This window comes from Halovenus aranensis (genome assembly GCF_900100385.1).
In the GTDB taxonomy this organism is placed as follows: domain Archaea; phylum Halobacteriota; class Halobacteria; order Halobacteriales; family Haloarculaceae; genus Halovenus; species Halovenus aranensis.
In genome coordinates, this window is sequence record NZ_FNFC01000008.1 from 65,737 (window position 1) to 88,963 (window position 23,227).

The 23,227-nt window shown below is 63.0% G+C and carries 23 protein-coding genes; 8 read left to right on the forward strand and 15 right to left on the reverse strand.

Annotated elements, in window-relative coordinates:
* Positions 1 to 49: 49 nt before the first annotated feature.
* The 8 genes from BLR34_RS09410 to BLR34_RS09445 all read right to left on the reverse strand — a co-directional run bounded on the left by BLR34_RS09410 (position 50) and on the right by BLR34_RS09445 (position 8,278).
* Positions 50 to 1,894 carry an acetyl-CoA carboxylase biotin carboxylase subunit gene (locus tag BLR34_RS09410; RefSeq protein ID WP_092702336.1) on the reverse strand — a complete coding sequence of 615 codons (1,845 nt, stop codon included), beginning with the start codon at positions 1,892 to 1,894 and terminating at the stop codon, positions 50 to 52.
* Positions 1,895 to 1,897: 3 nt separating this feature from the next.
* Entirely contained in the window at positions 1,898 to 2,203 is a 306-nt protein-coding gene (locus tag BLR34_RS09415) for a DUF8022 family protein (RefSeq protein ID WP_092702338.1), read from the reverse strand.
* Positions 2,184 to 3,734 (reverse strand): acyl-CoA carboxylase subunit beta, encoded by a 1,551-nt coding sequence (locus tag BLR34_RS09420; protein ID WP_092702340.1) that lies wholly within the window; start codon positions 3,732 to 3,734, stop codon positions 2,184 to 2,186. The genes BLR34_RS09415 and BLR34_RS09420 overlap by 20 nt, the downstream gene beginning before the upstream one ends.
* Before the next feature lie 127 nt (positions 3,735 to 3,861).
* A complete protein-coding gene (locus tag BLR34_RS09425) occupies positions 3,862 to 4,671 on the reverse strand; it encodes a 2-amino-3,7-dideoxy-D-threo-hept-6-ulosonate synthase (RefSeq protein ID WP_092702342.1) in 810 nt (269 codons plus the stop codon).
* 34 nt (positions 4,672 to 4,705) lie between these two features.
* Entirely contained in the window at positions 4,706 to 5,530 is an 825-nt protein-coding gene (gene trpA, locus BLR34_RS09430) for a tryptophan synthase subunit alpha (RefSeq protein WP_092702344.1), read from the reverse strand.
* A complete protein-coding gene (gene trpB, locus BLR34_RS09435) occupies positions 5,527 to 6,801 on the reverse strand; it encodes a tryptophan synthase subunit beta (RefSeq protein ID WP_092702346.1) in 1,275 nt (424 codons plus the stop codon). The genes trpA and trpB overlap by 4 nt, the downstream gene beginning before the upstream one ends.
* Entirely contained in the window at positions 6,798 to 7,559 is a 762-nt protein-coding gene (gene trpC, locus BLR34_RS09440; protein ID WP_092702348.1) for an indole-3-glycerol phosphate synthase, read from the reverse strand. The genes trpB and trpC overlap by 4 nt, the downstream gene beginning before the upstream one ends.
* A gap of 41 nt (positions 7,560 to 7,600) precedes the next feature.
* Complete coding sequence (locus tag BLR34_RS09445) at positions 7,601 to 8,278, reverse strand: class I SAM-dependent methyltransferase (RefSeq protein WP_092702350.1); 678 nt, start codon at positions 8,276 to 8,278, stop codon at positions 7,601 to 7,603.
* A gap of 85 nt (positions 8,279 to 8,363) precedes the next feature.
* On the opposite strand from BLR34_RS09445, the gene BLR34_RS09450 reads away from it, so the two are divergent.
* Positions 8,364 to 9,281 (forward strand): HhH-GPD family protein, encoded by a 918-nt coding sequence (locus tag BLR34_RS09450; protein WP_092702352.1) that lies wholly within the window; start codon positions 8,364 to 8,366, stop codon positions 9,279 to 9,281.
* A gap of 8 nt (positions 9,282 to 9,289) precedes the next feature.
* Here BLR34_RS09450 and BLR34_RS09455 read toward each other — a convergent pair whose 3' ends face one another.
* Complete coding sequence (locus BLR34_RS09455; protein ID WP_176765285.1) at positions 9,290 to 10,915, reverse strand: hydantoinase B/oxoprolinase family protein; 1,626 nt, start codon at positions 10,913 to 10,915, stop codon at positions 9,290 to 9,292.
* The gene (locus BLR34_RS09460) at positions 10,912 to 12,912 is read right to left on the reverse strand and encodes a hydantoinase/oxoprolinase family protein (protein WP_092702354.1); all 2,001 of its coding nucleotides are present in this window, start codon (positions 12,910 to 12,912) and stop codon (positions 10,912 to 10,914) included. Before BLR34_RS09460 ends, BLR34_RS09455 begins: the two co-directional genes overlap by 4 nt.
* A gap of 408 nt (positions 12,913 to 13,320) precedes the next feature.
* Here BLR34_RS09460 and BLR34_RS09465 point away from each other — a divergent pair, with 408 nt between their 5' ends.
* The 5 genes from BLR34_RS09465 (at position 13,321) to BLR34_RS09485 (ending at position 16,497) form a co-directional block, all read left to right on the forward strand.
* Positions 13,321 to 13,677: an RNA polymerase Rpb4 family protein gene (locus tag BLR34_RS09465; RefSeq protein WP_092702556.1), complete on the forward strand. Its 357-nt coding sequence runs from the start codon at positions 13,321 to 13,323 to the stop codon at positions 13,675 to 13,677.
* 85 nt (positions 13,678 to 13,762) lie between these two features.
* Positions 13,763 to 14,329 carry a DUF655 domain-containing protein gene (locus BLR34_RS09470; RefSeq protein ID WP_092702356.1) on the forward strand — a complete coding sequence of 189 codons (567 nt, stop codon included), beginning with the start codon at positions 13,763 to 13,765 and terminating at the stop codon, positions 14,327 to 14,329.
* A 21-nt stretch (positions 14,330 to 14,350) separates the two neighbouring features.
* Positions 14,351 to 15,202: a 16S ribosomal RNA methyltransferase A gene (locus BLR34_RS09475; protein WP_092702357.1), complete on the forward strand. Its 852-nt coding sequence runs from the start codon at positions 14,351 to 14,353 to the stop codon at positions 15,200 to 15,202.
* A complete protein-coding gene (locus BLR34_RS09480; RefSeq protein ID WP_092702358.1) occupies positions 15,199 to 15,789 on the forward strand; it encodes a HemK2/MTQ2 family protein methyltransferase in 591 nt (196 codons plus the stop codon). Before BLR34_RS09475 ends, BLR34_RS09480 begins: the two co-directional genes overlap by 4 nt.
* A 174-nt stretch (positions 15,790 to 15,963) precedes the next feature.
* The gene (locus BLR34_RS09485; protein WP_092702360.1) at positions 15,964 to 16,497 is read left to right on the forward strand and encodes a hypothetical protein; all 534 of its coding nucleotides are present in this window, start codon (positions 15,964 to 15,966) and stop codon (positions 16,495 to 16,497) included.
* A gap of 6 nt (positions 16,498 to 16,503) precedes the next feature.
* Here BLR34_RS09485 and BLR34_RS09490 read toward each other — a convergent pair whose 3' ends face one another.
* From BLR34_RS09490 to BLR34_RS09510, 5 genes are all read right to left on the reverse strand, one after another.
* On the reverse strand, positions 16,504 to 17,214 hold the full coding sequence (locus tag BLR34_RS09490; RefSeq protein ID WP_092702362.1) for a helix-turn-helix domain-containing protein: 711 nt from the start codon (positions 17,212 to 17,214) through the stop codon (positions 16,504 to 16,506).
* A 189-nt stretch (positions 17,215 to 17,403) separates the two neighbouring features.
* Entirely contained in the window at positions 17,404 to 17,724 is a 321-nt protein-coding gene (locus BLR34_RS09495) for a transcription factor S (RefSeq protein ID WP_092702364.1), read from the reverse strand.
* Positions 17,725 to 17,769: 45 nt separating this feature from the next.
* Entirely contained in the window at positions 17,770 to 18,423 is a 654-nt protein-coding gene (locus BLR34_RS09500; protein WP_092702366.1) for a DUF8135 domain-containing protein, read from the reverse strand.
* Positions 18,420 to 19,313: a hypothetical protein gene (locus BLR34_RS09505; protein ID WP_092702368.1), complete on the reverse strand. Its 894-nt coding sequence runs from the start codon at positions 19,311 to 19,313 to the stop codon at positions 18,420 to 18,422. The genes BLR34_RS09500 and BLR34_RS09505 overlap by 4 nt, the downstream gene beginning before the upstream one ends.
* Before the next feature lie 64 nt (positions 19,314 to 19,377).
* Complete coding sequence (locus BLR34_RS09510; RefSeq protein WP_092702370.1) at positions 19,378 to 20,217, reverse strand: RAD55 family ATPase; 840 nt, start codon at positions 20,215 to 20,217, stop codon at positions 19,378 to 19,380.
* Positions 20,218 to 20,349: 132 nt separating this feature from the next.
* On the opposite strand from BLR34_RS09510, the gene purH reads away from it, so the two are divergent.
* A complete protein-coding gene (gene purH, locus BLR34_RS09515) occupies positions 20,350 to 21,957 on the forward strand; it encodes a bifunctional phosphoribosylaminoimidazolecarboxamide formyltransferase/IMP cyclohydrolase (RefSeq protein WP_092702372.1) in 1,608 nt (535 codons plus the stop codon).
* Positions 21,958 to 22,022: 65 nt separating this feature from the next.
* A complete protein-coding gene (locus BLR34_RS09520) occupies positions 22,023 to 23,225 on the forward strand; it encodes an MFS transporter (protein WP_092702374.1) in 1,203 nt (400 codons plus the stop codon).
* Positions 23,226 to 23,227: the final 2 nt, after the last annotated feature.

The window sequence follows — 23,227 nt, forward strand, 5'->3', positions numbered from 1 at the left end:
GCCGGAATACAGACGGTTCACCGGTTTCGTCGGAAGCGACAGACGACAGCTACTCGATGACGAACATCACGTCGCCCATGTCGACGCTTTCGTCCTCGGAGATGCGCACGTCCTGAACGGTGCCCCCGTACTCAGCGACGATGTCGTTTTCCATCTTCATGGCTTCGAGCACACAGAGGATATCACCCTGACTGACATCGTCCCCCTCGGCGACGTTGATATCGAGGATAGTCCCCTGCATCTCTGCAGTGACCGTCTCGCCGTCGCCGCTGACCTCGGGTTCGTCGTCGGTTCCACCGGAGCCCGCACGCCCTGGCCGCTCGCCGCTGGTCTCGGTCGCCGCCTCGTCGACCTGAATTGCGGGCGCGCCGTGTTCTTCGAGTTCGACCTCGAAGCGCTGGTCGTCGACCTCGACGGTGAACTCTCGCGTGGTCGTGTCCTCGTCGTCTGATTCGACGGTCGCGGTTCCCCACGTCTCTTGGGCATCGTCGATGCGCGACCGGTCGATGTGCTCGTCGAGGTATTTCGTCGTGTGTTTGCCCTCGACGAACCGCTCGTCGTCGAGCATCAGCCGGTGGAACGGGATGATGGTCACGATGCCCTCGACCTCGAACTCGGCGAGGGCGCGCTTCGAGCGGGCGATTGCCTCCTCGCGGTCCGAACCGGCGACGATGAGTTTGGCAATCATCGAGTCGTAGTCGGTCACGAGGTCGTCGCCCTGCCGGAGCGCGTCGTCCATCCTGACACCGACACCGCCCGGCGGGTCGTATGTGTCCAGTCTGCCGCCGGTCGCCGGCGCGAACTCCTCGGCGGCGTTCTCGGCGTTGATACGGAACTCGAAGGCGTGTCCCTCGATGTCGACATCCTCCTGTTCGAACGAGAGCTGTTCGCCCTCTGCGATGCGAATCTGCCACTTGACGATGTCGATGTCCGTAATCTCCTCGGTGACGGTGTGTTCGACCTGAATGCGCGTGTTCACTTCGAGGAAGTAGAAGTCGGTCTCCGGGCCGAGCAACTCGTCGGGGTCTCGGTCGGGGTCTTCCTCGACGAGGAACTCGACGGTGCCGGCGTTCGTGTAGTCTGCTGCACGGACGCCCCGGCGCGCGGCCTCGCCGATTTGCTCTCGCAGTGCCGGCGAGAGCGCAGGTGAAGGGCCCTCCTCGATGACTTTCTGGTGGCGCCGCTGGAGCGAGCAGTCCCGCTCGCCGAGATGGCGGACCTCACCGTGTTCGTCGCCCAGAATCTGGACCTCGACGTGACGCGGCGTTTCGAGGAAGCGTTCGAGATAGACGGAAGCGTTGTCGAAGTAGGCCTCGCCCTCACGTTTGGCGCTGTCGAGTTTGTCGGCGGCCTCGTCGGCACCCCGGACGACCTTCATCCCGCGGCCGCCGCCACCGCCCTCTGCCTTGATAGCGACGGGAAAGCCGTACTCCTCGCCGAACTCGACGACTTCTTCGGGGTCGTCGACGGGGTCGGTCGTGCCCGGCACAATGGGAACGTCTGCCTCCTGCATGATGCTCCGGGCGTTTGTCTTCTCGCCCAGCCGCTCCATCGCGTCGCTGGAGGGACCTATCCACGTGACGCCCTCGGCCGCCTCGACTTTCCCGGCAAACTCGGCGTTTTCGGCGAGAAAGCCGTATCCCGGATGGATGGCGTCTGCATCGGCTCGCTGTGCCGTCTCGATTATCGCCTCGTGGTCGAGATAGGAGTCGGCGGCACGGGCGGGCCCGACGTTGTAGGCCTCGTCGGCATACCGGACGTGGCCGCCGTCTTTGTCGGCCTCGCTGTAGACCGCGACTGTCTCGATGCCGAGGTCCCGGCAGGCCCGCATGACCCGCACGGCAATCTCGCCACGGTTCGCTACCAGAATCTTGTCGAATTCGTCACCTGTCATGGTTTACCTGTTGAACCTGTCTCGTCTGCCTGCTGCAGTCCATCTGTCGGTCGGTGCCGCTCGCGGAACCCGACCACTGCAGTCGGTCGTCGCCTCCAGTCGGCCGGCGAACGCGAACCGCTTGCCGTCCCACGTTTCCTCGTCGTCGGTGTCGGCCGCGGCCGCTGTGGCGACCCGCTGGTCCCTGATGTGTGCACCGACGGCCGCCGCGATGGCCGCCACCTGTGCCGGCGAGGCGCTCGCCGGGATGTTGAGCTGTCCGGCCGGTGTCGAGACCGTCGGGTCCTCCTCAGAGCGGGATGTTGCCATGTTTCCTCTCGGGCTGGGATTTGCGTTTCGACCGCAGCATCTCCAGGTCGCTGATGAGCTGTGGTCGCGTCTCCTCGGGTTCGAGCACGTCGTCGACGAAGCCGCGGTCGGCCGCGATGTAGGGATTCGCGAACTGCTCGCGGTACTCGTCGATGAGTTCCTGGCGGCGCTGTTCGGGGTCTTCGGCCGCCTCCAGTTCCTCGTCATAGAGGACGTTGACTGCGCCCTTTGGCCCCATGACCGCGATTTCTGCCGTCGGCCAGGCGTAGTTCACGTCTGCGCCGATGTGTTTCGAGGCCATCACGTCGTAGGCTCCGCCGTAGGCCTTCCGCGTGATGACGGTCATCAGCGGAACCGTCGCCTCCGAGAACGCGTACAAGAGCTTCGCTCCCTCCATGATGATGCCGTTGTGTTCCTGGTCGGTGCCGGGCATGAAGCCGGGTACGTCGACGAACGTCAGAATGGGGATGTTGAATGCATCACAGAAGCGGACGAAGCGTGCACCCTTCTTCGAGGAGTCGATGTCGAGCGTGCCGGCGTTGACCCGGGGCTGGTTGGCGACGACCCCGATTGCGTGGCCGTCCAGCCGGGCGAACCCGATGACGAGGTTCCTGGCGAAGGCGTCGCCGACCTCGAAAAACGAGCCCTCGTCGGTGACGCGCCCGATGACATCGGTCATGTCGTAGGGCTTCCGTGGGGCGTCGGGGACGATAGACCGAAGTTCGTCGTCCCGGCGCTCGGGGTCGTCCCACGGGTCGACCCGTGGCGGGTCTTCGACGTTGTTCTGTGGGAGATAAGAGAGCAGGTGCCGGAGGTCGTCGAGCGCGGCCTCCTCGTCGGCCGAGGTGAGGTCCGCGACGCCGGACTCCGAGGCGTGGGTGTTTGCCCCGCCGAGTTCGTCGAAGCCGACCTCCTCGCCGGTAACCGTCTCGATAACATCCGGCCCCGTGATGAACATGTGGCTGGTCTCTTCGACCATCATAATGAAGTCGGTGATAGCTGGCGAGTAGACCGCGCCGCCGGCACAGGGACCCATGATAGCCGAAATCTGGGGGACGACACCGCTTGCCTGCTGATTGCGGTGGAAGATTTCGGCGTAGCCAGCAAGCGAGTCGATACCCTCCTGGATGCGGGCACCGGCCGAGTCGTTGAGGCCAATGATGGGCGCGCCGGTCTCAATCGCCCGGTCCATCACCTTTGTCACCTTCTCGGCGAATACCTCACCCAGCGACCCACCGAAGACAGTGAAGTCGTGGGCGAAGACGAAGACAGTTCGGCCGTCCACTTTCCCGTAGCCGGTGACAACGCCGTCACCGAGGAACTCCCGGTCTTCCATCTCGAAGGTGTGTGACCGGTGGGTTCGGAGCTGGTCGAACTCGGTGAAGGTACCGTCGTCGAGGAAGTACTCGATGCGCTCGCGGGCGGTCATCTTCCCGCGCTCGTGTTGTTTCTCGATGCGGTCTTCGCCGCCACCCGTACGCGCCTGTTCGCGGAGCTCACGAAGCTCCTCGATTCGGTCCTCCATCGTCATACGTCAGGCCTCCCAATCATCGTTGCAAATTTGACGGTCCACCGTCGTAAAAAGGGTTCTGTAATCGAGTGACTCGATTCGCCGCGCTCGACACGGGCACCTTCGGATACAGAACGTGCGTAACGACTTACGCCTCGGCGGTCAGGCCTGCCTCTTTGGCGGCAGCTTCGGGGTCGACGCCGTCGCGGACGACGGCGGCGATTCCGTCCGTGATAGCACGGGGGTTCTGGTGCTGGAACACCGACCGGCCGGTCGAAACACCTGCCGCACCCGCGTCCATCGCGCCGGCCACGGTCTCCAGAGTCTCTCGGTCGGTGCCTTTGCTACCGCCGGCGATGACGACCGGCAGCCGTGTCGCCTCGACGACGCGTTCGAAGCTCTCGGGTGTGCCGGTGTACGACGTTTTCACCACGTCGGCCCCGAGTTCTTCGCCCAGTCTGACGGCGTGGGCAACGTCCTCGGCGTAGGCCGTGGGGTCGCTCTTGTCGCTGACATCCGGGCCGCGGGCGTATGTCATCGCGAGTACCGGCATGCCGTACTCCGCGGCTTTGGTCGTAATCTCGCCGAGGTCGGCTATCTGTTCGCGCTCGTAGGTGCTGCCGACGTTGATGTGAACAGAAACCGCGTCGGCTCCGACGCGAATCGCGTCCTCGACGGTACCGGTAATACGCTTGTCGTTCTCGTCGGGACCGAGCGTCGTCGACCCGTTGAGGTGGACGACGTAGCCCGCGCCGTTTTTGTGGTCGTGGACGCGGGGTGCAATTCCTTTCTGGGTGAGTACGGCCGTCGCGCCGCCGCTCGTGACGCCGTCGATGGTCGATTCGATGTCAGCGAGGCCGTCGACTGCGCCCATCGTGATGCCGTGGTCCATCGGAATCACGAGATACCGGCCGTCTTCGCTGATTCTGTCGAGTCGCGCCTGTACGCCTGTGTTCATGCTGTCTGCCGACCTCCGGCGTGTGTTGGTGTTGTCATTGTTGCTCAGGTGGCTGTTCGCGTCCGGCCAGCGCGCCAGCTTTCAGCTCGCTCGCCGTGTTCTCTATTCGTGTCGCGGTTTCGGCAGTACTTATATCCTCGTCGTCGCCCTCGGCGACGAGATTCACCAGCGCCGAACCCACGATGATACCGTCGGCACCCGCGTCGACGATACGCTGTGCGTGCTCGCCCGTCTTGATGCCGAACCCGACCGCCTTCGGGACCGTCCACTCCCCGATGCGTTCGAGCGTTTCTGCGGTGTGGTCAGAGAGGTCCTCGCGTGCACCGGTGGTGCCAAGCCGGGCCTGGACGTAGACGTAGCCCGACACCTGCTCGCGGATACGTTCTAACCGCTCGTCGGTCGTCGTCGGCGCGACGATGAACACCAGGTCCAGCCCGTGTTCGTCACAGGCCTCGCGCAACTGGTCTGCCTCCTCGGCGGGCAGGTCTGGAATCACGAGTCCCTCGATTCCGGCCTGTGCGGCCCGTTCGACGAACGACGCCGGCCCGTCGGAGGGTCCGTACTGATAGACCAGGTTGTAGTAGGTCATACAGACCAGCGGCACCTCGACGGTCAGGTCTTCGACGAACTCGAAGTACCGATTTGGCGTCATCCCTCCGTCGAGCGCGCGGACGATTGCCTGCTGAATCGTCGACCCCTCGGCAATCGGTTCCGAAAAGGGCAAGCCGAGTTCGACGATGTCGGCACCGCCACGCGCCAGCGCCTCGACGTATTCGAGCGACTCCTCGTAGGTGGGGTCGCCGGCCACCAGATACGGGACGAACGCAGGCTCGTCTGTGAAGTTGCGGTCGAGGCTCACATCGAGTCACCTCCAGAGCGACCGACCTGGCGGAACAGGTCCATCTCCGGGCCGGCGTCGATATCCCGTGCGGTCGTCTCCTCGACGACGGTTTCGAGGTCCTTGTCACCGCGTCCAGAGACATTTATCACGACCACATCGCCCAGGTTGTCCTCGTGGTCACCGACCGCCGCCGCGTGGAGGTAGCCGAAGGCGTGGGCGGTTTCCAGAGCCGGAATGATTCCCTCGTCCTGTGAGAGGCGATGGAACGCCTCTAAGGCGGCGTCGTCGTCGACGTTGGCCGGGATGACACGGTCCTCGTCGACGAGGTGGGCGAGCTCCGGGCCGACACCGGCGTAGTCAAGCCCCGCGGACACGGAGTGAGACTCCATAATCTGCCCGTCCGAGTCCTGGAGAAGCTTCGTACGCGCACCGTGGAGGACGCCCTCCTCGCCGGTCGAAAGCGTCGCAGAGTTCGGTGCGACGCCCTCCTCTTCGTCGACCTGCAGCGAGGAGCCACCGGCCTCGACGGCGACGAGGTCGACCTCGGGGTCGTCGATGAACTCGGCGAACATCCCCATCGTGTTCGACCCGCCACCGGCACAGGCCATCACAGAGTCGGGCAGGTCACCGGTCGTGTCGAGTATCTGTTTGCGAGCCTCTTCGGAGATGACCGCGTGGAAGTCTCGCACCATCGACGGGAACGGTGCCGGTCCGACGATACTTCCGATGACGTAGTGGGTGCGCTCGACGGTAGCCGCCCAGTCGCGCATCGTCTCGCTGATGGCTTCCTTGAGCGTTCCTCGGCCGGTCGTTACGGGGTTTACCTCCGCACCGTTGAGCCGCATCCTGAAGACGTTGGGCCGCTGGCGAGCGATGTCGGTCTCGCCCATGTATATCTCACAGGGCATATCAAGATGGGCCGCCGCCATCGCCGTAGCGGTCCCGTGTTGGCCTGCCCCTGTCTCTGCGATGATGCGCTCTTTGCCCATGTACTTCGCCAGCAAGACCTGCCCGAGGGCGTTGTTCAGTTTGTGTGCGCCGCCGTGCAGGAGGTCTTCGCGCTTGAGATAGACGTCTTTGTCGTAGCGCTCCGAGAGCTGGTCGGCGTACTGCAGCGGCGTCGGTCGGCCGCCAAAGTCCTTGAGCCGTTCCCGGAACTCGTCCATGAAGCCGTCCTCGTTGTGCAAGACGTACCGCTCGTAGGCGTCTGTCAGTTCTTCGATTGCCGGCATCAGCGCCTCCGGCACGTACTGTCCCCCGTAGTCGCCGAACTCTCCGATTGAACTCATGAGTTGTCTCTCTCCGTGGTAAGTCGCCGCGTGTTCGCAGATACGTCGCCGTCCATGATTGCCGAGCCGACCAGCAACGCGTCCGCGCCGGCGGCTCGCATCCGTTCGACAGCTGCTCGCGTCTCGATACCGCTCTCTGCCACCAGTACCACGTCGTCGGGGACCGTCGGTGCGACGCGCTCGAAGGTTTCGAGGTCGACTTCCAACTGCGTCAGGTCCCGGTTGTTGACGCCGACGATGTCGGCACCGGCCTCAACTGCCGCCTCGACCTCCGAGGCGGTGTGAGTCTCGACGAGGACCTGAAACCCGCGCTGGCGGGCGGCTGTCACCATCTCGTCGAGGTCGTCGAGGAACCGCGCGATGAGGAGGACCATATCGGCCGCGACGGTATCGAGTTGTCGCTCGTGGAGGATGAAGTCCTTCCGGAGGACGGGAACCTCGACTGCCTCCCGGACGCGTTCGAGTGCGTCTGGCGAGCCCCCGAAGTGCGTCGGTTCGGTGAGGACCGACAGCGCCGTTGCACCGCCGGCAACCATCTGCTCGGCCAACTCGACCGGGTCGTCTCGCCGCGTGCCGTCCGTGGTCGGTGACGTGGGCTTGATTTCGGCGATGACCGGCACCCGGCCGTCGGCTGTCGCGGTCGCGACAGCCGCGGGAAACGAGCGCGGGGACACCGAGAGTCGAGGGCGGTCACCGCCTCTCGTGTCGGCCGCGTCCAGTATCGACCCGACGACTGGGGCGAGCGATTCAGTATCCATTCTTGCTCATTGTTGGACAAAGATGTTCATAAGGCTTGTGACTATGTGCCGGTGAGACCTGCGACCACTCTGTCGAGCGTCCCGCCGCCGTCCGAGCGCTGACGTTCGAGTCGGCCGCGAACGACGGGCAGGAGTGTATCTGTAAGACCGTCGGTTCGCTCGAAGGAGATAGTCCGGAAGCGGTCGTCTCCGAGCAACAGTCGGTCTGTCTCGCGGTTGAGATGACAGCCGCCGGCGACGGCGTGCCAGCCGGGAGCCAGCAGGTCGTGGACTCGTCCACTCAGCCCGTCACCGCGGACGTGTTCGAGAAATCGAAACTCACCGCCGCCTCGCAGGACACGCGCTACCTCGGCGAGAGCCTGCTCGTGGTCGGGGATTGTACAGAGCGCGAACGACGCGATGACCGCATCGAACGACCTGTCGTCGTACGGTAGTGCCTGCGCGTCGCCAGCAGTCACCGTGATATCGGCCGACAGATCTTCAGCGCGCTCGATAGCCTGGCGTCGCATCCCCGGGTCTGGTTCGACTGCACACACACTGGTTACGTCCCGCGACTCGACGTACTGAAACAACGCACCGGTGCCAGCGCCGAGGTCGAGCACGTCGCCAGCGAGGTCCGCGACGAGTGCCTCTCGGTGTGGCCGGAGGACGGTCCGCTCAGGTATCGCCATCACAGGGTCGTACAGCCCGGCGACGAGCGGATTGTCCGTATTACTCATGCGCTGTATAGGCGGTCGCTCCACTTGTGGCCACCGGTGACACGTATCGGTAGGCACAAACCCGTGGCTACCTCACCACTCCGTGATGACCGACGGCGCGCCCTTCGACGATATCGACCGCGATGCCGTCAGAGCGGCACTTCGCGAGTGGTACGAGGACGACCACCGCGAGTTTCCCTGGCGGGAGACGACCGACCCATACGAGATTCTCGTCTCCGAGGTGATGAGCCAACAGACTCAGCTCGGCCGCGTCGTCGAGGCTTGGGAGGCGTTCCTCGACCGCTGGCCGACCGCCGAGGCACTCGCCGAGGCCGACCGCGCGGCCGTGGTCGGCTTCTGGACCGACCACAGCCTGGGGTACAACAACCGCGCGAAGTACCTCCACGAGGCGGCCCAACAGGTCGGCGATGAGTTCGACGGCGAGTTCCCCCAGAGCCCCGACCGGCTACAGGAGTTGATGGGAGTCGGTCCGTACACCGCTAACGCGGTCGCCAGTTTCGCGTTCAACAACGGCGACGCAGTGGTCGACACCAACGTCAAGCGCGTCCTCTATCGGGCGTTTGGCGTTCCTGATGACGACGACGCATTCGAGCAGCGTGCGAGTGAACTCATGCCAGCCGGGGAGTCTCGCCTCTGGAACAACGCAATCATGGAACTCGGCGGCACCGCCTGCGAGCAGACGCCGATCTGTGACGAGTCGGGCTGTCCGTGGCGCGAGTGGTGTCACGCCTACCAGACGGGCGATTTCACCGCGCCAGACGTACCGACACAGCCGAGTTTCAAGGGGAGCCGTCGGCAGTTCCGCGGCCGGGTCGTTCGCGCGCTGAGTGAACACGGCGAACTGGCACTCGACGAGCTCGGTCCGCGGATTCGCGTCGATTACACGCCTGAGGGCGACAGCGGCCGCGAGTGGCTGCGAGGACTGCTTGAAGACCTCTCAGAGGAGGGGATGGTCGAACTGTCCGACCGGGACGGAACCACGCTCGCGCGGCTCCAAGAGTAAGACAGGCGTCACTCGTCGTCAGGGTCGCTGACTTTTCCGTCTCGGCGGTCCCGGTCGCGCATGTCTTGCTCTCGCGCTTCCGGCGGGCCGTACCCACCGCCGCCTGGCGTTCGGATTGTCACCGTCGTCCCCGGTTCGATGTCGCGCGTCGTCTTCGCCCCGAATGGGTCTCCGTCGACGGTGTTCTCGCCCAGTGCGCCAGGGTTGCCGCCTGCGGCACCGTCGGGACGGTGACGACGCCGCTCGGTCAGCACCGAAACGACAGCCTCGGTCTCGACTGTGAGCGAGCGCACGAGTCCCAGTCCGCCGCGGTACTGTCCATCACCACCGCTATCCTCGCGTAACGAGTACTCTTCGACGGTGACGGGATACTCGGCTTCGAGCGCCTCGACGGGCGTGTTGAGCGTGTTCGTCATCCCGACCTGAACGCCGTCCATCCCGTCTTTTGTCGGGCGAGCGCCGAACCCGCCGCCAATCGTCTCGTAGTAGGTGAAGCCACCGCGCCCGCGACTCCCGATGATGAGGTTGTTCATCGTTCCCTGAGAATGTGCCGGAACGCGCTCTGGGACCGCCTGTGCGAAGGCGGCGAAGACGACATCTGTGATACGCTGGCTCGTCTCGACGTTCCCGCCGACGACCGCCGCAGGTGGGTCGGGATTCACGACGGTCCCCTCTGGGGCGACCACGTCGATGGTCGCGTAGCTCCCGTGGTTGGGCGGAATCGAGGGGTCGGTGATGCTCCGAACGACGAAGTAGACGGCACTCTTTGCGACGGCAAGCGGGGCGTTCATGTTGCCCTCACACTGCCGGGCACTCCCGGTGAAGTCGACGTGAACGTCCGCGCCGTCGACGGTGACGGTCACCTCGATTGGAATGTCTCTCTCGGTCACGCCGTCGCCCTCGAGTACGTCAGTCGCCCGATAGCTGCCGTCTGGAAACGCGGTCAGCTGTTCGGTCACCCGCTCGCGCGAGTAGTCGATAATCGAATCGAACGCGCGTTCGATGTCGTGACGGCCGTGCTCGTCCCGAATGTCCTCGAGTCGGGTTTCGGCCCGGTCGTGGGCGGCGAGTTGGGCCCGGAGGTCGGCCTGTCGCTCGGTCCGGTTGCGGACGTTCGCCAGGATGACAGAGAGTATATCCTCGTTCAGTTCGCCGTCGGACCGCAACGGAACGCAGGGCAGGCGGAGCCCTTCCTGGTAGATTTCCGTCGCCCCGGCGGGCATACTTCCGGGTATCATCCCGCCGACATCGGCGTGATGTGCTCGCGTGACAGCGTAGCCGAGAACTGTGCCATCGGCTCCGAGCGCCGAGACGACGGTCACGTCCGGGAGATGGGTCCCCCCCTCGAACGGGTCGTTGAGGACGTACGCGTCGCCCGGCGCTGGGTCCCGGCGTGTGACTACTTCGACGGCGTCGGGCATCGCGCCGAGATGGACGGGGATGTGTTCTGCCTGAGCGACCATCCGGCCGTCTGCATCGAACAACGCCGTCGAGCAGTCCTGGCGTTCCTTGATATTCGGCGAGTAGGCGCTCTGGATGAGGACTTGTCCCATCTCCTCGGCGATGCTTTCGAGTTTGTTGCGGAACACTTCGAGCGAAACCGGGTCCAGGCCGTCGGAATCCTGTGGTGTCACGAGTTACCCTCCGTGAGAACGAGTGAGCCATTCTCCCGAACAGTCGCTTCCCACGCCGGCGGGACGACGGTTGTACTCTCGTCTTGTTCGAGAACCGCCGGCCCACTGAGACGCGTCCCCGGCGTCATCGGCCGTCGATACACCGGTGTGGTGTACTCCGTTCCCTCGAAGACGGCCGACTGTTCGCCGAGTTGGTCGAGTGACTCCCCCGAGACCGCCATCTCGGGGGCGCTCCGCGGAATCGCTGCGGTCGCTCGGAGATTGACGATTTCGACCGGTTCATCGGCTCTGTAGCCGTAGACCCGCTCGTGTCTGGCGTCGAATGCCGTCTTGAGACCCTCAGTGTCGATTGGCGCCTCGACATCGACGGTCAACTCGAAGCTCTGGCCGCGATAGCGCAGGTCTGCCGACCGCCGGACGACCACCTCCTCGCGGCCGGTGTCGACGGGTAGTTCGCCGAACAGGTCGGCGTACACGCCGTCCAGCTCGGCAGTTGTCGCCTCCGTCAGCGGCATCTGATGTGTTCGGACTGCGTCGTAGCTCTCGTCGGCGGCCAGCAGTCCGTACGCCGAGAGCACGCCGCCGACGTGGGGCACGACGACAGTCTGAACGGTCAACTCCGACGCGAGCGCAGCGGCGTGCATTGGACCGGCACCGCCGAACGCGACCAGACCGAACTCGCGCGGGTCGTGGCCGCGCTCGACGGTCATCGAGCGAATCGCCCGCGTCATGTTGGCGTTTGCAATCCGGAAGACACCCCGAGCGGCCGCGAGCGGAGAGTCCAGTCCCGCCTGAGCTGCCAGACGGTCGAGGGCGTCGACGGCAGCCTGTCGGTCCAGTTCGAGCTCCCCACCAAGCTGTGTGTCCTCGTTGATGTAGCCGAGTACGAGATTAGCGTCGGTCACCGTTGGTGCTGTCCCGCCGCGCCCGTAACAGGCGGGTCCCGGCTCAGCGCCCGCCGACCGCGGGCCGACGCGAACTGCGCCGCCAGAGTCGACCCAGGCGATGCTACCGCCGCCAGCGCCGACAGTGTTCACGTCGACCATCGGCACGCGAATCGGGTAGCCTCCGATTTCGTTATCGGTTGTTCGCTCGACGGCGCCGTCTCGGATGAGGCTCACGTCACTGGATGTCCCCCCCATGTCGAAGGTGACAAACCCCTCCAGGTCGGCCGCCTCAGCGAGTGCTGTCGCCGTCGCCCGCGCGCCGACGACGCCCGCTGCGGGCCCCGAAAGCACGGTCTGGACGGCGTGTTCGCGGATGTCGTCCGTACCAGCGATACCACCGTTGGACTGCATAATCTGTGGCGCTGGTAGCCCCAGTTCGGTCGCTCGGTCGGAGAGGCGACCGAGATACGAGTCGATGGTCGGCGTCACGTAGGCGTCGACTGCGGTAGTCGATGTCCGCTCGTACTCCCGGAACTCGTTGAGCACCTCGTGAGACGGCGACACCGGAACGTCGAGCGCGTCAGTCAGCCGGTCGGCGACGAGCCGTTCGTTCGTCGGGTCGACATACGAGTGCAGGAATGAGACGGCGACGCTCTCGATATCACGTTCCTGTAACGTCTCTACGAGGTCGTCGAGCGCTCCCGACTCAGGCGGCGTTCTGTCGCCGTCGACCGTCGTTCGTTCTGGCAGTTCGACCCGATTGCGTCGCTCTACAAGTGGCATCGGCTTCTCTGCCTCCAGGTCGTACAGGTCGGGACGCGTCTGGCGCCCAATCTCCAAGACGTCTCTGAATCCCTCGGTCGTGACGAGTGCCGTCTTCGCACCGTCGCCTTCGAGGAGTGCGTTCGTCGAGACAGTCATTGCGTGGACGAACTCAGTGACTGCGTCGGGGTCGATACCGGCGTCAGAGCAGGCCTGTTCGATACCGTCGACGACGCCCTCGCTCTGGTCTGGCGTCGAAGAGACTTTAGCTGTCGTAATGTCGCCGTTTGCGACGAGAACGATGTCGGTGAAGGTACCGCCAACATCGACACCGACTACGGCGGTCACCGTTGTCCCCCTTGGTCGTCCCGCTTGCGGTCACGGCGGGAGCGAGTCCGCTGTATCTCGGGCATTTCTACCGGGTACCAGTAAGTCCTCGTAAAAAACAGTTGCTGCAGAGCGTGGCAATTACCTCTGATAGTGATTATTGCGGTAATTTTCGTGACCACGTGACAGGAATCGTCGTGTCACATCCTGTGAGTTCCGTCTGCTGTTGCCACGGCGGTAACGACTCGCAATAATCACGATGAGAGGGCGATGCCAGCCTCGTACCCACCCCCAGGGGACAGCTACAGCGGCGGGGTCCCAGGCAACTCAGATTCGGCAGGTATTTTTCGCTTGATTATCTATACCGGCACGAACAGCGAGGCTCGTCCGTCTGACACGACGAGCGAATATCTTCGACAGGACCCAATCATGACAATATTCAAAGAAAAAGTCGACGAGGAGTATCTGACCGTTGCCGAGACCAAAGAGATTCTGGAGCGTCTCGAAGTCGAGCGCGCGACCGACGACGAGCGTGAGATGCGGTACGAACTCGCGCGGGCCATCGAGCACACGAACCGATTTGCCGAACTCGACCCGGACGACGCCCGCGAGTTCGCCGACAAGCTGGTCGACCTCGAGAAAGTCGACGAGAAGACGGCGAACAAAATCGTCGACCTCAAGCCCCGTGACCGAGATGAACTCCGCGCAGTGTTCGCTCAGGAACGGTACTCCCTCTCTGGCGACGAACTCGACGAAATTCTCAACGTCGTCAACCAGTACGTCTAACTCGGCCTCGCCCGGCGTGTTCGCCGCCTGGGTGGCCGTCCCCACCTGCGTACGTTTAAGTGGCCAGTCGTCGTACCATCGTGGTATGACCGACGACGAACGTGACGAGAGCGAGGAGGTCGTCGTACTGGACTTTCTCGCACACGGACGGACTGACGACGACCGCCCCCAGTACCAGAAAGAGCCCCTCGCGTACGTCCTCGATAAGCGAGCGTTCCACCTCTACGAACTCGTGATGAACCAGGGAGCGAACATCTCTATCGGTGATTCGTTCCGCCTCGGGGAGACCGACGATATCGTCCGACAGACCAGCATCGACTACGGTGACCTGCCAAGCGGTGCGAGTTCGGAGCTCGATTACGTCATCGAGGAGTTGGTCGAGGCCGAAGAACAGCGGTTCGTCGACTACTTCAACGACGCACAGCCGATTACACTCCGTCTCCACCAGCTGAATCTGTTCCCGGGTATCGGCGAGAAACTCCGGAACGATATCCTCGACGAGCGCAAGCGCAAGCCCTTCGAGAGCTTCGAGGAACTCGACGAACGCATCGACGGCCTCCACAGCCCGAAAGACGTCGTCGTAGAGCGCATCCTCGAAGAACTGAAAGGGGACGACCTGAAATACCAGCTGTTCGTTCGTGACGACGATTGACGTGACGGGTGTATTTACAGCATGACACGACAGGCCCGAGACCCTGACGCCCTTCGTGCCAGAGCAGGTGTCGTCGGCGACCCCGGTCAGGACCAGCACTTCTTGGTCGACGACCGCGTGCTGGACCGTCTGCCGGGCTATCTCACCGAAGTCGGTGGTGACACGTCCCACGTGCTCGAAATCGGCGGCGGAACCGGTGCGCTGACAGACCGACTCTGTGCCGTCGCCAACAGCGTGACCGTCATCGAGCGCGACGCACGCCTTGCGTCGTTCCTCCGGGAGGAGTTCGCCACCGAGTGCGCCGAGGGGACGCTGACCGTCATCGAGGGTGATGCCCTCGAAGCGGAGCTCCCGTCGGTTACTGCGTCGGTCTCGAATCTCCCGTACGGCGCGTCGAGCGAAATCGCCTTCCGGCTGTTGCCCCGGGGCGTGCCGCTGGTGTTGATGTTCCAGCGGGAGTTCGCCGAGCGGATGGCAGCCGGCCCCGGTGACGACGAGTACGGGCGACTCTCGGTGACGGCGAATCACTACGCCGACGTGGAACTCGTCGAGACGGTACCGCCCGAGGCGTTCGACCCACAGCCCGCAGTCGAGAGCGCCGTTCTCAGGACTGCCCCCCGCGAGCCGTCGTACTCGGTCCCGGACGGCGAGTTCTTCCGGACGTTCCTGAAGGCAATCTTCACACAGCGCCGGAAGACGATGCGCAACGCCGTCAGGAACACGACCCACATTTCGGGGTTGGACGACGGCGATGCGGTCGTGGACGCGGCCGACGAAGAGCTGATGGGTCGCCGGGCCGGGTCGGTGTCGCCGGCCGAGTTCGCACAGCTCACCCGCCTCGCCTGGGAGGTCGGCGACCCGGACACGCAATGACTGACGACGAGCACCCACAGCTGACCGAACTCAGAGAGCTCGACCAGGTCTACCAGCCCGCCGAGGACTCACATCTGCTCGCGTCGACAGCCGCCGCCGACATCGACGGAGGGGCATCTGTCCTCGACGTTGGCACCGGCGCTGGCTACGTCGCCGACTACATCCGAGAAGAGAGCGGTGCGTCGGTCGTCGGCGTCGACCTGAACCCCATGGCCTGCGAGCAGGCCCGCGGTCGCGACCTTGCGGTTCTCAGAGGCGACCTCGTCTCGCCGTTCCGGGCAGCTACGTTCGATGTGGTCTGTTTCAATCCGCCCTATCTCCCAGACGCGCCCGAGGGAGTATGGGACGACTGGATGGAGCAGGCAATCACAGGAGGGGAAGACGGCCGAGCGGTCATCAGAGAATTTCTGGCCGATGTCGGGCGTGTTCTCCGGCCCGACGGGAGTGTCTACCTGCTGATTTCGACGGTGACCGGTCTTGAGGATGTTCGATCACTGGCGGCCGACAACGGGTTCGGGTCGAAGGTAATCGCCGAGAAGTCGGAATCCTTCGAGACGCTGATTGTGTTGCGTTTGTCCCCTGAGTAAGCCCCCACTTCCGCGCCAATAGAAACCGAGCATCGGATTCTTACCGCGGTGATGCTTTCCATATCAAGCATCGTTCTCGTGGTCTGACCGCTGTCGGCTGGCCTGTATATAAATCCCTGACAGATACAGGTCGACAGTACAAACTTATCAATCGCAGTTCTACTCGCTGATGCGATGTCATACGACAAGAACTCCGAGGTCATCGGCAAGTACATAGTTGCTTTTATTGAATCAGCGGGAGAGGTGTCACCAGTGTTCGAGCGGAAAATGCAGAATATGTTCGACGAACGTATCGGCACAGTCAACGCCGATGAGTGGTACGACACAGAGAGTGTTGTCGAAACATATCAACAGGTTCTCTCAGAGGTCGGCGAACAATCAGTGATGAAGGCTGGTCAGCAAAACGCCGTTGTGGTTCAACCCCCGGCCGATGAGGGACTGAAAGCCGCACTCGAACACCTCAATGAGGAACACAGGCAAGCGTTCCGAGACAGCCACAAGGAGTATCCTGCTGGACGGTACACGTTCGATATTCAGGAACGAGACGCTCATCTCGGTGTCGACAACGACTATCCATTCCCGAGGCCGTTCGTCCACGGGTTTTACCAGAAGTTTATCGACCTCTACGGCCCCGGTGATTCCAGTGCCGACCTGGATGAGACAGCGCCCCGACCGAACGAGCAGTTTGCTTGGGAAGCCACCTGGTAATCAGGTTCACTCGTCGTCTCTTTCGTACGAATCGTGAGCGTCATACCTATCACTCATTGATAAGTTCTCTGCCCCGTGGGGCTCTGGTTCCGGGAGTGTCGTATCTACTAGGGCCTCTACAGCCCGTCGAATCCGCTCGGAAACTGCCTGACTTGAGACACCGAGTTCATCTCCGAGCGACGACAGCGTCGTGTCCCGCGGGACCGAAAAGTAGCCCCGCATGCTGGCGAGTCGAACTGCTTCCAGTTGTGCTGGTGTCAATCCGTTCGGATACAGTTTCTCAATTGTTGGACGGTCGTTGAGTTCCATCTGAACCCCCATCTCCTCACATCTGTCTTTGAACTCTCGTAGACCACGCTCGGAGGGAAAGGTCAATTGGATTGTCCAGTCACCGCCGCTGCTTCGAGCAGTACTGAACGACCCGCCGCATTCGACGGCCGCTTTCGTTGTCCGGACATCGATAACGTCGGGATCGTGGTAGAGATAATAGGTCACCCTCTCACCACTTTCACCTAATTTTATCGCATCGGCAACAGTTGAGTCCCACTCAAGTAGAGATTCAAGCGAGGACTGCTCCGCGCAGTAAAAATCCGTAATCGTACGGAGTGGATATGTCGGCGTGAACGTGACTGAGTTGACAACTGCTGTCATTTCGTTTCTCTCAGCGAGCGTCGGAAGCAGGAACTCTGTTCCAAGGTCGAAATCGAAGTGTTCCATACCGTCTTAATCCCCCGGTTCTTATCTGCAGCTACGGACCGCTCTCGTCCAACATCACAACCCATTCGTATAAATATTTTAACTATTTTGATTTCCACACACAGACCGAAGACGGAACATCGACTTTTCTCGGCTGTCGTCAATGTCGATTAGTCTGTCACGCCAGTCGCTCAGTTCTGTTACCGTCGCTCAACTGTATCCTCGCCATCGGGTACCACACTCCTTGCATTTGAAAAATCGTGTCGGCGGTTCGTCCGCCGAGGCCGTCTGCTTGATGGTGTACCACGCCTCGTCGTGGCCACACTCGTCACAGACCACGTCGGTCGCCGTTGGCTTTCCCTCGAAGCCGGCGTCTTCGGAGGTTTCGATAAGCTCTTCGCCGGTCTGTTCTTCCGTCGAGATGAATGCCTCGGTGTCGGCCTCCTGTTCGGCGCTGGCTCCACAGTCGGTACAGACCATGACGCCGTCTTCCTTTTTCATCATCGAGCCGCAGTCGTCACAGAACTGCATGTATCTGGAGGTCTGTCTCTTACCTTCTTAAACTCCGGGATTATTTCACTCGTTTTGAAGCTTCTCGCGCTCTGCCACAATCGGGCAGTCGACGACCCGGACCGTCTCCATATCGAGGAACTCGACGATATCCGTTCCCTCGTGGGCACAGGCGACATCGGGCGGCGGCGAGAAGTGCTCGCACTGCTCGCAGTAGGCGTGTTTCGACACGTCCGCGAAGTTCCGGTCGTAGTTGCCCTCGGCACCGCGGGCGTCCGCGCTCGCGAGGTCTTGCCAGACCACGTCGGGGTCGATACCTTCTGTGTCGCGGCGCTCGAACAGCGAGTCGTTCTCCTCGAAGGGGTCGCCGTCCCGTTGTTCGGTATCCCCCAGTGGGTCGGCCTCGACATCCGGTCGCCGCCCGACGTCCAGGTTCATGCCGTCGCGGTCGAGGTCGTCGTCGAGCGCGGTGGTGCCGTCGTCAATGGCTTCTTGTTCGGATTCTGCCGGTTCGGGGCCCAGACTGCCGCGCGGCCCGTCTTCGAGTCCGTACTCGTCGACCCAGTCGTCTTCTGGCTCGGCGCCGTCGGCCTGCGTGTCGTCGGCCGTCTCCGGCTCGTCGTCTTCGGGGCCTGTGTCTGAGAGCCGCTCGAAGGGGTCGCCCTCCCGGTCGGCGGCGTCGGCGTCGAGACGCTCGAATGGGTCTTCGTCGTCGCTCATCGCTGCTCACCAGATTCGAGCTGGGAGGCGACGGTCAGGGTCGGGTCGCCGAACCAGCCGCTCGCGGGTTCGACGTTTGTCACCGTCGCATCACAGTGCGGGCAGTGTGGGTCGGTCAGCAGCGAGACGATGACGTTGTGGCCGCAGTTCTCGCAGTTTGCGTGCTCGATGTCCGCCCGTGCCGCGGCGCGCTTGATTCGCTCGACGGCCTCCAGCCCGCTCGATGATTGCTGTGCCTCGCGGAGGTCACTGACGACCCAGGCCACCGTCTGGAGTCGGTCTTGCATCTCGTCCAGCCGGTCGCCGTGGCTATCGAGTCGCTCACCCTGGTCCGGGACCGTCTCGTCGTAGCGCTTGCGCAGGTCTTCGAGTTCCGTCCGGAGTGTCTCGATTTCGGCGTGGAGCTGTGGGACCTCCTCCAGCTCGGTGTGGGTGTGGTCCGCGGCTGCCTTTCCGTCGGCCTCTTTTTTGAGCTGGATGACCCGCTGGCGAACGTCTTGAATTTTGTCGTCGAACTCCTCCTCGACAGTATCGATACGGCTGCCGAGCTGTCGCTGTACTCCGTTTGTCGCCTCCGTCACGCGGTCGGTCACAAGCTCCTCGACGCGTGTCTGGACAGCTTCGGCGACCGCGGCGTCGACCTCGTCGGCGACGACCGCCTCCATGTCGTCGGCGATATTTGCCTCGACAGTCTCGGCCACGTCTTCTGTCTCGACGCGCAGCGAGTCGCCGTCTATGTCCCCCTCCAGTTGCCTGACGGCCTGATACGAAGCGAGCAGCTGGGACACCATCGTTTCCCTGTCCACGTCGGCGGCTGACGCCTCCTCGTCGAGCCAGTCGACGAGGTCCCGCGGAAGCTCGACCGACACCGTCAGTTCCTCGCTTGCCATTACCTGATATATTCAAACCGGATAGTTAAGCGTTTGCCGTCGATATCACGAATCGATACGGCCGTCACCTGATTTTCCGCACGTCGCTGATGTCGAATCCGGCCTCTCCGAGGTCGGTCTCGAACTTGACGATGTTGTCTTCTTCGAGCTGTGAGAGCACGCCTCTGAAGTTTTTGACCACCAGCGTTCGCGCTCGTGCCGAACCGCCGGTCTCCCATTGGAACTGGAGCGTGCCGGAACAGTTGTCGATGAGTTGGCCATGCTCTACCTCGTTTAGCGTCTCGAAGTTGACGTGGATAAGGATGAGCGCGCCCCACTCGTAGGCTGCCTTCGCCAGCCCTTTGGTCACATAATTTATGTCTGTCCACTCGATATTGTCGCCGGCGGCCGCGACGAGGTCTGAAAAGGAGTCGATGATGACGAGGTTTCCGGGCGCGCGCCTGCTAACGGTGTCACCGAGTGCACTCAGCAGCGTCTCGCGGTCCTCGTGGCGTTTTCGAAGCGCGGTAATATCGGTTGTCTCATCGGCGTACCAGGAGCGCGGGACTGGACTCCTGTGGAAGTAGTTTTGTGAGAGCGAAACGAACTCCACCTCGTCGAACCCACGGCGGCCGATTTCCGTGTCCATCGACATATCTATCTCGGCCTCGATCTGGTCGCGCTCGTGGGTGAACGAGAGGTAATGGATTGCACCCGGAAGCGTCGCATCGGCCGCGAGGTCACCGTAATGCAGGTCGAACAGGTCGTCGCCGGTCTGTGCGAGCCCGTTCATCACCGCGGTCGTGTACAGAAACTCGCGCGCGCCAGCACCGGCCTCACCCGAGAGCAAAACGACGCTCCCGCGCGGTGCCCCGCCCCCGATTGTGCTGTCCAGTCGGTCGATACCGAAGGGAATCAGCTCCATACATCACAGATGCCGTCTGTTCGTATAAATAGCTGGGATGTGTGCGGGTGGACGAGCAGTGTATCTGTGACTCGTGCTCGACGCCTGCAAGAAGTCGGAACGCCTTTGGAGTGGCCCCACGCCCACTCGTGTATGAAACTCGCCGGGATGGCAAGCAACCGGGGGCGGAACCTGATGAACATTGCCGACCGCGAGCCTGGGGGCGCTACGTTCGAGGTCATCGTGACCAACGACGACAGCGCGCCGGTGCTCGAGGCGGCCAAAAAACGCGGCATCGACACCGCTGTCGTCGAACGCGCCGACGGCGAATCTCGTCGCTCTCACGAGCGCCGAATCGTCGAAACACTCACTGAGTGCGATATCGACCTGATCTGTCTCGACGGCTACATGCGGATTCTCTCGGATACGTTCCTCGACGAGATGCCGACGACCCTCAACGTCCACCCGTCGATACTTCCCTCGTTTCCGGGAACGGACGCCTGGGGCGACGCCCTCGAGACCGGCGTCTCGGTTACGGGCTGTACCGTCCACGTCGTCACCGACGCCACCGACGAAGACGGCAACGTCGTTGAGGAGCAAGTCGACGGCGGCCCAGTCGTGACTCAGGAACCGGTGCCAGTCTACGAGGGAGACACTGCTGCGGAACTCAAAGAGCGCGTGCTCTACCAGGGTGAATTCACTGCTTATCCCCGGGCAGTCAAGTGGTTCGCAGAGGGAGACGCGACTGTCGGGGACGGCTCGGTGCGTGTCGACGCAGACGACGGCGGACAGTTCCCCGCCCGGCGACTCTCCACCGGCGACAGACAGACCACACTCCGGTACGGCGAAAACCCACACCAGGACGGCGCGCTCTACGCGGAGTACGGCGTCGAGGAGGCGAGCGTCGTCGACGCACCACAGCTCAACGAGGGCGCGAAGGCACTCTCGTACAACAACTACAACGACGCCGATGGAGCGCTGAATCTCATCAAAGAGTTCGATGAGCCGGCTGCGGCAGTTATCAAACACACCAACCCAGCGGGCTGTGCGACTGCCGAGACGCTGGCAGACGCCTACGAGCAGGCGCTTGCGACCGACCCGATGAGTGCATTCGGCGGCATCGTCGCGCTCAACCGCGAGTGCGACGCCGCCACCGCCGAGCAAATCGTCGACTCCTACAAGGAAGTCGTCGTCGCTCCCGGCTACACCGACGACGCACTCGACGTGCTCTGTGAGAAAGGGAACCTCCGCGTGCTCGATGTGGGCGAGCTCGGCGAGCGGACCGATAGATTCACAGAGAAGTCGCTGGTTGGCGGCCGACTCGTCCAAGAGCGCGACCGCCAGACCGTGACCGCCGAGGACCTGGATGTCGTCACCGAGCGCGAGCCGACAGACGAGCAGATTCGGTCGATGCTGTTCGCCTGGCAGACGATAAAACACGTCAAGTCGAACGCCATTCTGTTCGCCGACGGCACCGAGACCGTCGGAATCGGCATGGGGCAGGTGTCTCGCGTCGACGCCGTCCGTCTGGCCGCGATGAAAGCCGACGAACACGCCGAGGGCAAAGACGCACAGGGTGCAGTCATGGCTTCAGACGCCTTCTTCCCGTTCCCCGACGGTATCGAACACGCCGCCGAAGCAGGTATCGACGCGGTTATCCAGCCCGGCGGGTCGAAAAACGACGACGCCGTCATCGAGGCCGCAAACGAGCACGGAATGGCGATGGTCTTCACCGGAAACCGGTGTTTCCGTCACGACTGATTGGCTGGTCGGCTTGCCAAAGGGTAAACCTACCTGCTCCCAAGCCGGGAACAGTTCCGTAGCCAATGTCGCTTATCACGTCGATTCGAGCAGAAGCCGCGAGCCTGCTCGGTGAAGGCAAAGGGAAGGTACTCGGCCCGGTCGCGGTCGGATGGGGGTTGCTGGTCGGGACGCGGATGGTGTATCCGGTCGTGTTACCCAGCCTACAGGAGATGTTCGGGCTCTCACTGTCGACCGCGGGCTTGCTCGTCACGGTTCTCTGGCTCGGCTCTGCGGTCGGGCAACTGCCAAGCGGCGTCCTCACCGACAGATACACCGAACGTCGGATGATGGTCACGGGCACCGTCACCGTCGCTACTGCTCTCTCGCTGGTCGTAGTCGCTCCCACCCCGATTCTTCTCTACTGCGCAACGGCGCTGGTCGGTGTCGGCCTGTCGCTGTATCCGATAGCCCGGATTACGATACTGACCGAGACGTATCCCGACCGACTCGGGAGCGCGCTGGGCGTGACAATGGCGACGGGTGACCTCGGCCAGACGGTCTTTCCACCGCTTGCAGGCGTTTTGACAGCCGTCCTGGCCTGGCAGTTTGGGTTCGGTGTGATGATACCGTTGCTGCTCACTGTGGGGCTGACACTCTGGGTGACACTCCCCGATACGTCGACGAACGACACCGACGAGACCGACCTCTCGGTCGAGCGACTCCGGTATATCCTCTCCGAACTCCGGAGTCCAGCGCTGGTGTTTATGACCGTGGTACTGTTCCTGTTCATCTTCGTCTGGCAGACGTTCTCGGCGTTCTATCCGACCTATCTCGCAGACGAGAAGGGCCTCTCCGACACCATGGCCAGTGCGCTGTTTGGCCTGTTTTTCGGCTTTGGCGTCGTCGTCAAGCCACTCGCCGGCTCCGCATACGACCGCATCGGAATGCGGCGCTCGCTCGTTGCCGTGCTAGTCGGTCCGGTCGCCGGGCTCGTGTTGCTCCCGTTCGTCGATGGCATCTGGCCGCTCGTCGGTATCACAGCCCTGGTTAGCTCGATGCTCGGTACCGGCGCAATCACGCAGTCGTATCTGAGTGAACTGTTTGCCGACGACATGCGCGGAACGGGACTGGGCGTGGTACGCACCACCGCCGCGACACTCGGTGCGTCCGGGCCCGTCCTCTTCGGTATCGTCGCCGACAGAGGGTACTTCGACGAGGGATACCTCGCGCTGGCCGGGGTCATGGCGGTGATAATTTTGCTGACACTGCGCATGCCCGGCCGCTGACG

What these genes read in the sequence shown, in the direction of transcription:
- BLR34_RS09410 (WP_092702336.1), bottom strand. Translation starts at nt 1,894, where the DNA reads ATGACAGGTGACGAATTCGACAAGATTCTGGTAGCGAACCGTGGCGAG.
- BLR34_RS09480 (WP_092702358.1), top strand. Translation starts at nt 15,199, where the DNA reads ATGACTGACGACGAGCACCCACAGCTGACCGAACTCAGAGAGCTCGAC.
- BLR34_RS09510 (WP_092702370.1), bottom strand. Translation starts at nt 20,217, where the DNA reads ATGGAGCTGATTCCCTTCGGTATCGACCGACTGGACAGCACAATCGGG.
- BLR34_RS09490 (WP_092702362.1), bottom strand. Translation starts at nt 17,214, where the DNA reads ATGGAACACTTCGATTTCGACCTTGGAACAGAGTTCCTGCTTCCGACG.
- BLR34_RS09445 (WP_092702350.1), bottom strand. Translation starts at nt 8,278, where the DNA reads ATGAGTAATACGGACAATCCGCTCGTCGCCGGGCTGTACGACCCTGTG.
- BLR34_RS09520 (WP_092702374.1), top strand. Translation starts at nt 22,023, where the DNA reads ATGTCGCTTATCACGTCGATTCGAGCAGAAGCCGCGAGCCTGCTCGGT.
- BLR34_RS09500 (WP_092702366.1), bottom strand. Translation starts at nt 18,423, where the DNA reads ATGAGCGACGACGAAGACCCATTCGAGCGTCTCGACGCCGACGCCGCC.
- BLR34_RS09505 (WP_092702368.1), bottom strand. Translation starts at nt 19,313, where the DNA reads ATGGCAAGCGAGGAACTGACGGTGTCGGTCGAGCTTCCGCGGGACCTC.
- BLR34_RS09415 (WP_092702338.1), bottom strand. Translation starts at nt 2,203, where the DNA reads ATGGCAACATCCCGCTCTGAGGAGGACCCGACGGTCTCGACACCGGCC.
- purH (WP_092702372.1), top strand. Translation starts at nt 20,350, where the DNA reads ATGAAACTCGCCGGGATGGCAAGCAACCGGGGGCGGAACCTGATGAAC.
- BLR34_RS09470 (WP_092702356.1), top strand. Translation starts at nt 13,763, where the DNA reads ATGACCGACGACGAACGTGACGAGAGCGAGGAGGTCGTCGTACTGGAC.
- trpC (WP_092702348.1), bottom strand. Translation starts at nt 7,559, where the DNA reads ATGGATACTGAATCGCTCGCCCCAGTCGTCGGGTCGATACTGGACGCG.
- BLR34_RS09485 (WP_092702360.1), top strand. Translation starts at nt 15,964, where the DNA reads ATGTCATACGACAAGAACTCCGAGGTCATCGGCAAGTACATAGTTGCT.
- BLR34_RS09475 (WP_092702357.1), top strand. Translation starts at nt 14,351, where the DNA reads ATGACACGACAGGCCCGAGACCCTGACGCCCTTCGTGCCAGAGCAGGT.
- BLR34_RS09450 (WP_092702352.1), top strand. Translation starts at nt 8,364, where the DNA reads ATGACCGACGGCGCGCCCTTCGACGATATCGACCGCGATGCCGTCAGA.
- BLR34_RS09420 (WP_092702340.1), bottom strand. Translation starts at nt 3,734, where the DNA reads ATGACGATGGAGGACCGAATCGAGGAGCTTCGTGAGCTCCGCGAACAG.
- BLR34_RS09425 (WP_092702342.1), bottom strand. Translation starts at nt 4,671, where the DNA reads ATGAACACAGGCGTACAGGCGCGACTCGACAGAATCAGCGAAGACGGC.
- BLR34_RS09495 (WP_092702364.1), bottom strand. Translation starts at nt 17,724, where the DNA reads ATGCAGTTCTGTGACGACTGCGGCTCGATGATGAAAAAGGAAGACGGC.
- trpB (WP_092702346.1), bottom strand. Translation starts at nt 6,801, where the DNA reads ATGAGTTCAATCGGAGAGTTCGGCGACTACGGGGGACAGTACGTGCCG.
- BLR34_RS09465 (WP_092702556.1), top strand. Translation starts at nt 13,321, where the DNA reads ATGACAATATTCAAAGAAAAAGTCGACGAGGAGTATCTGACCGTTGCC.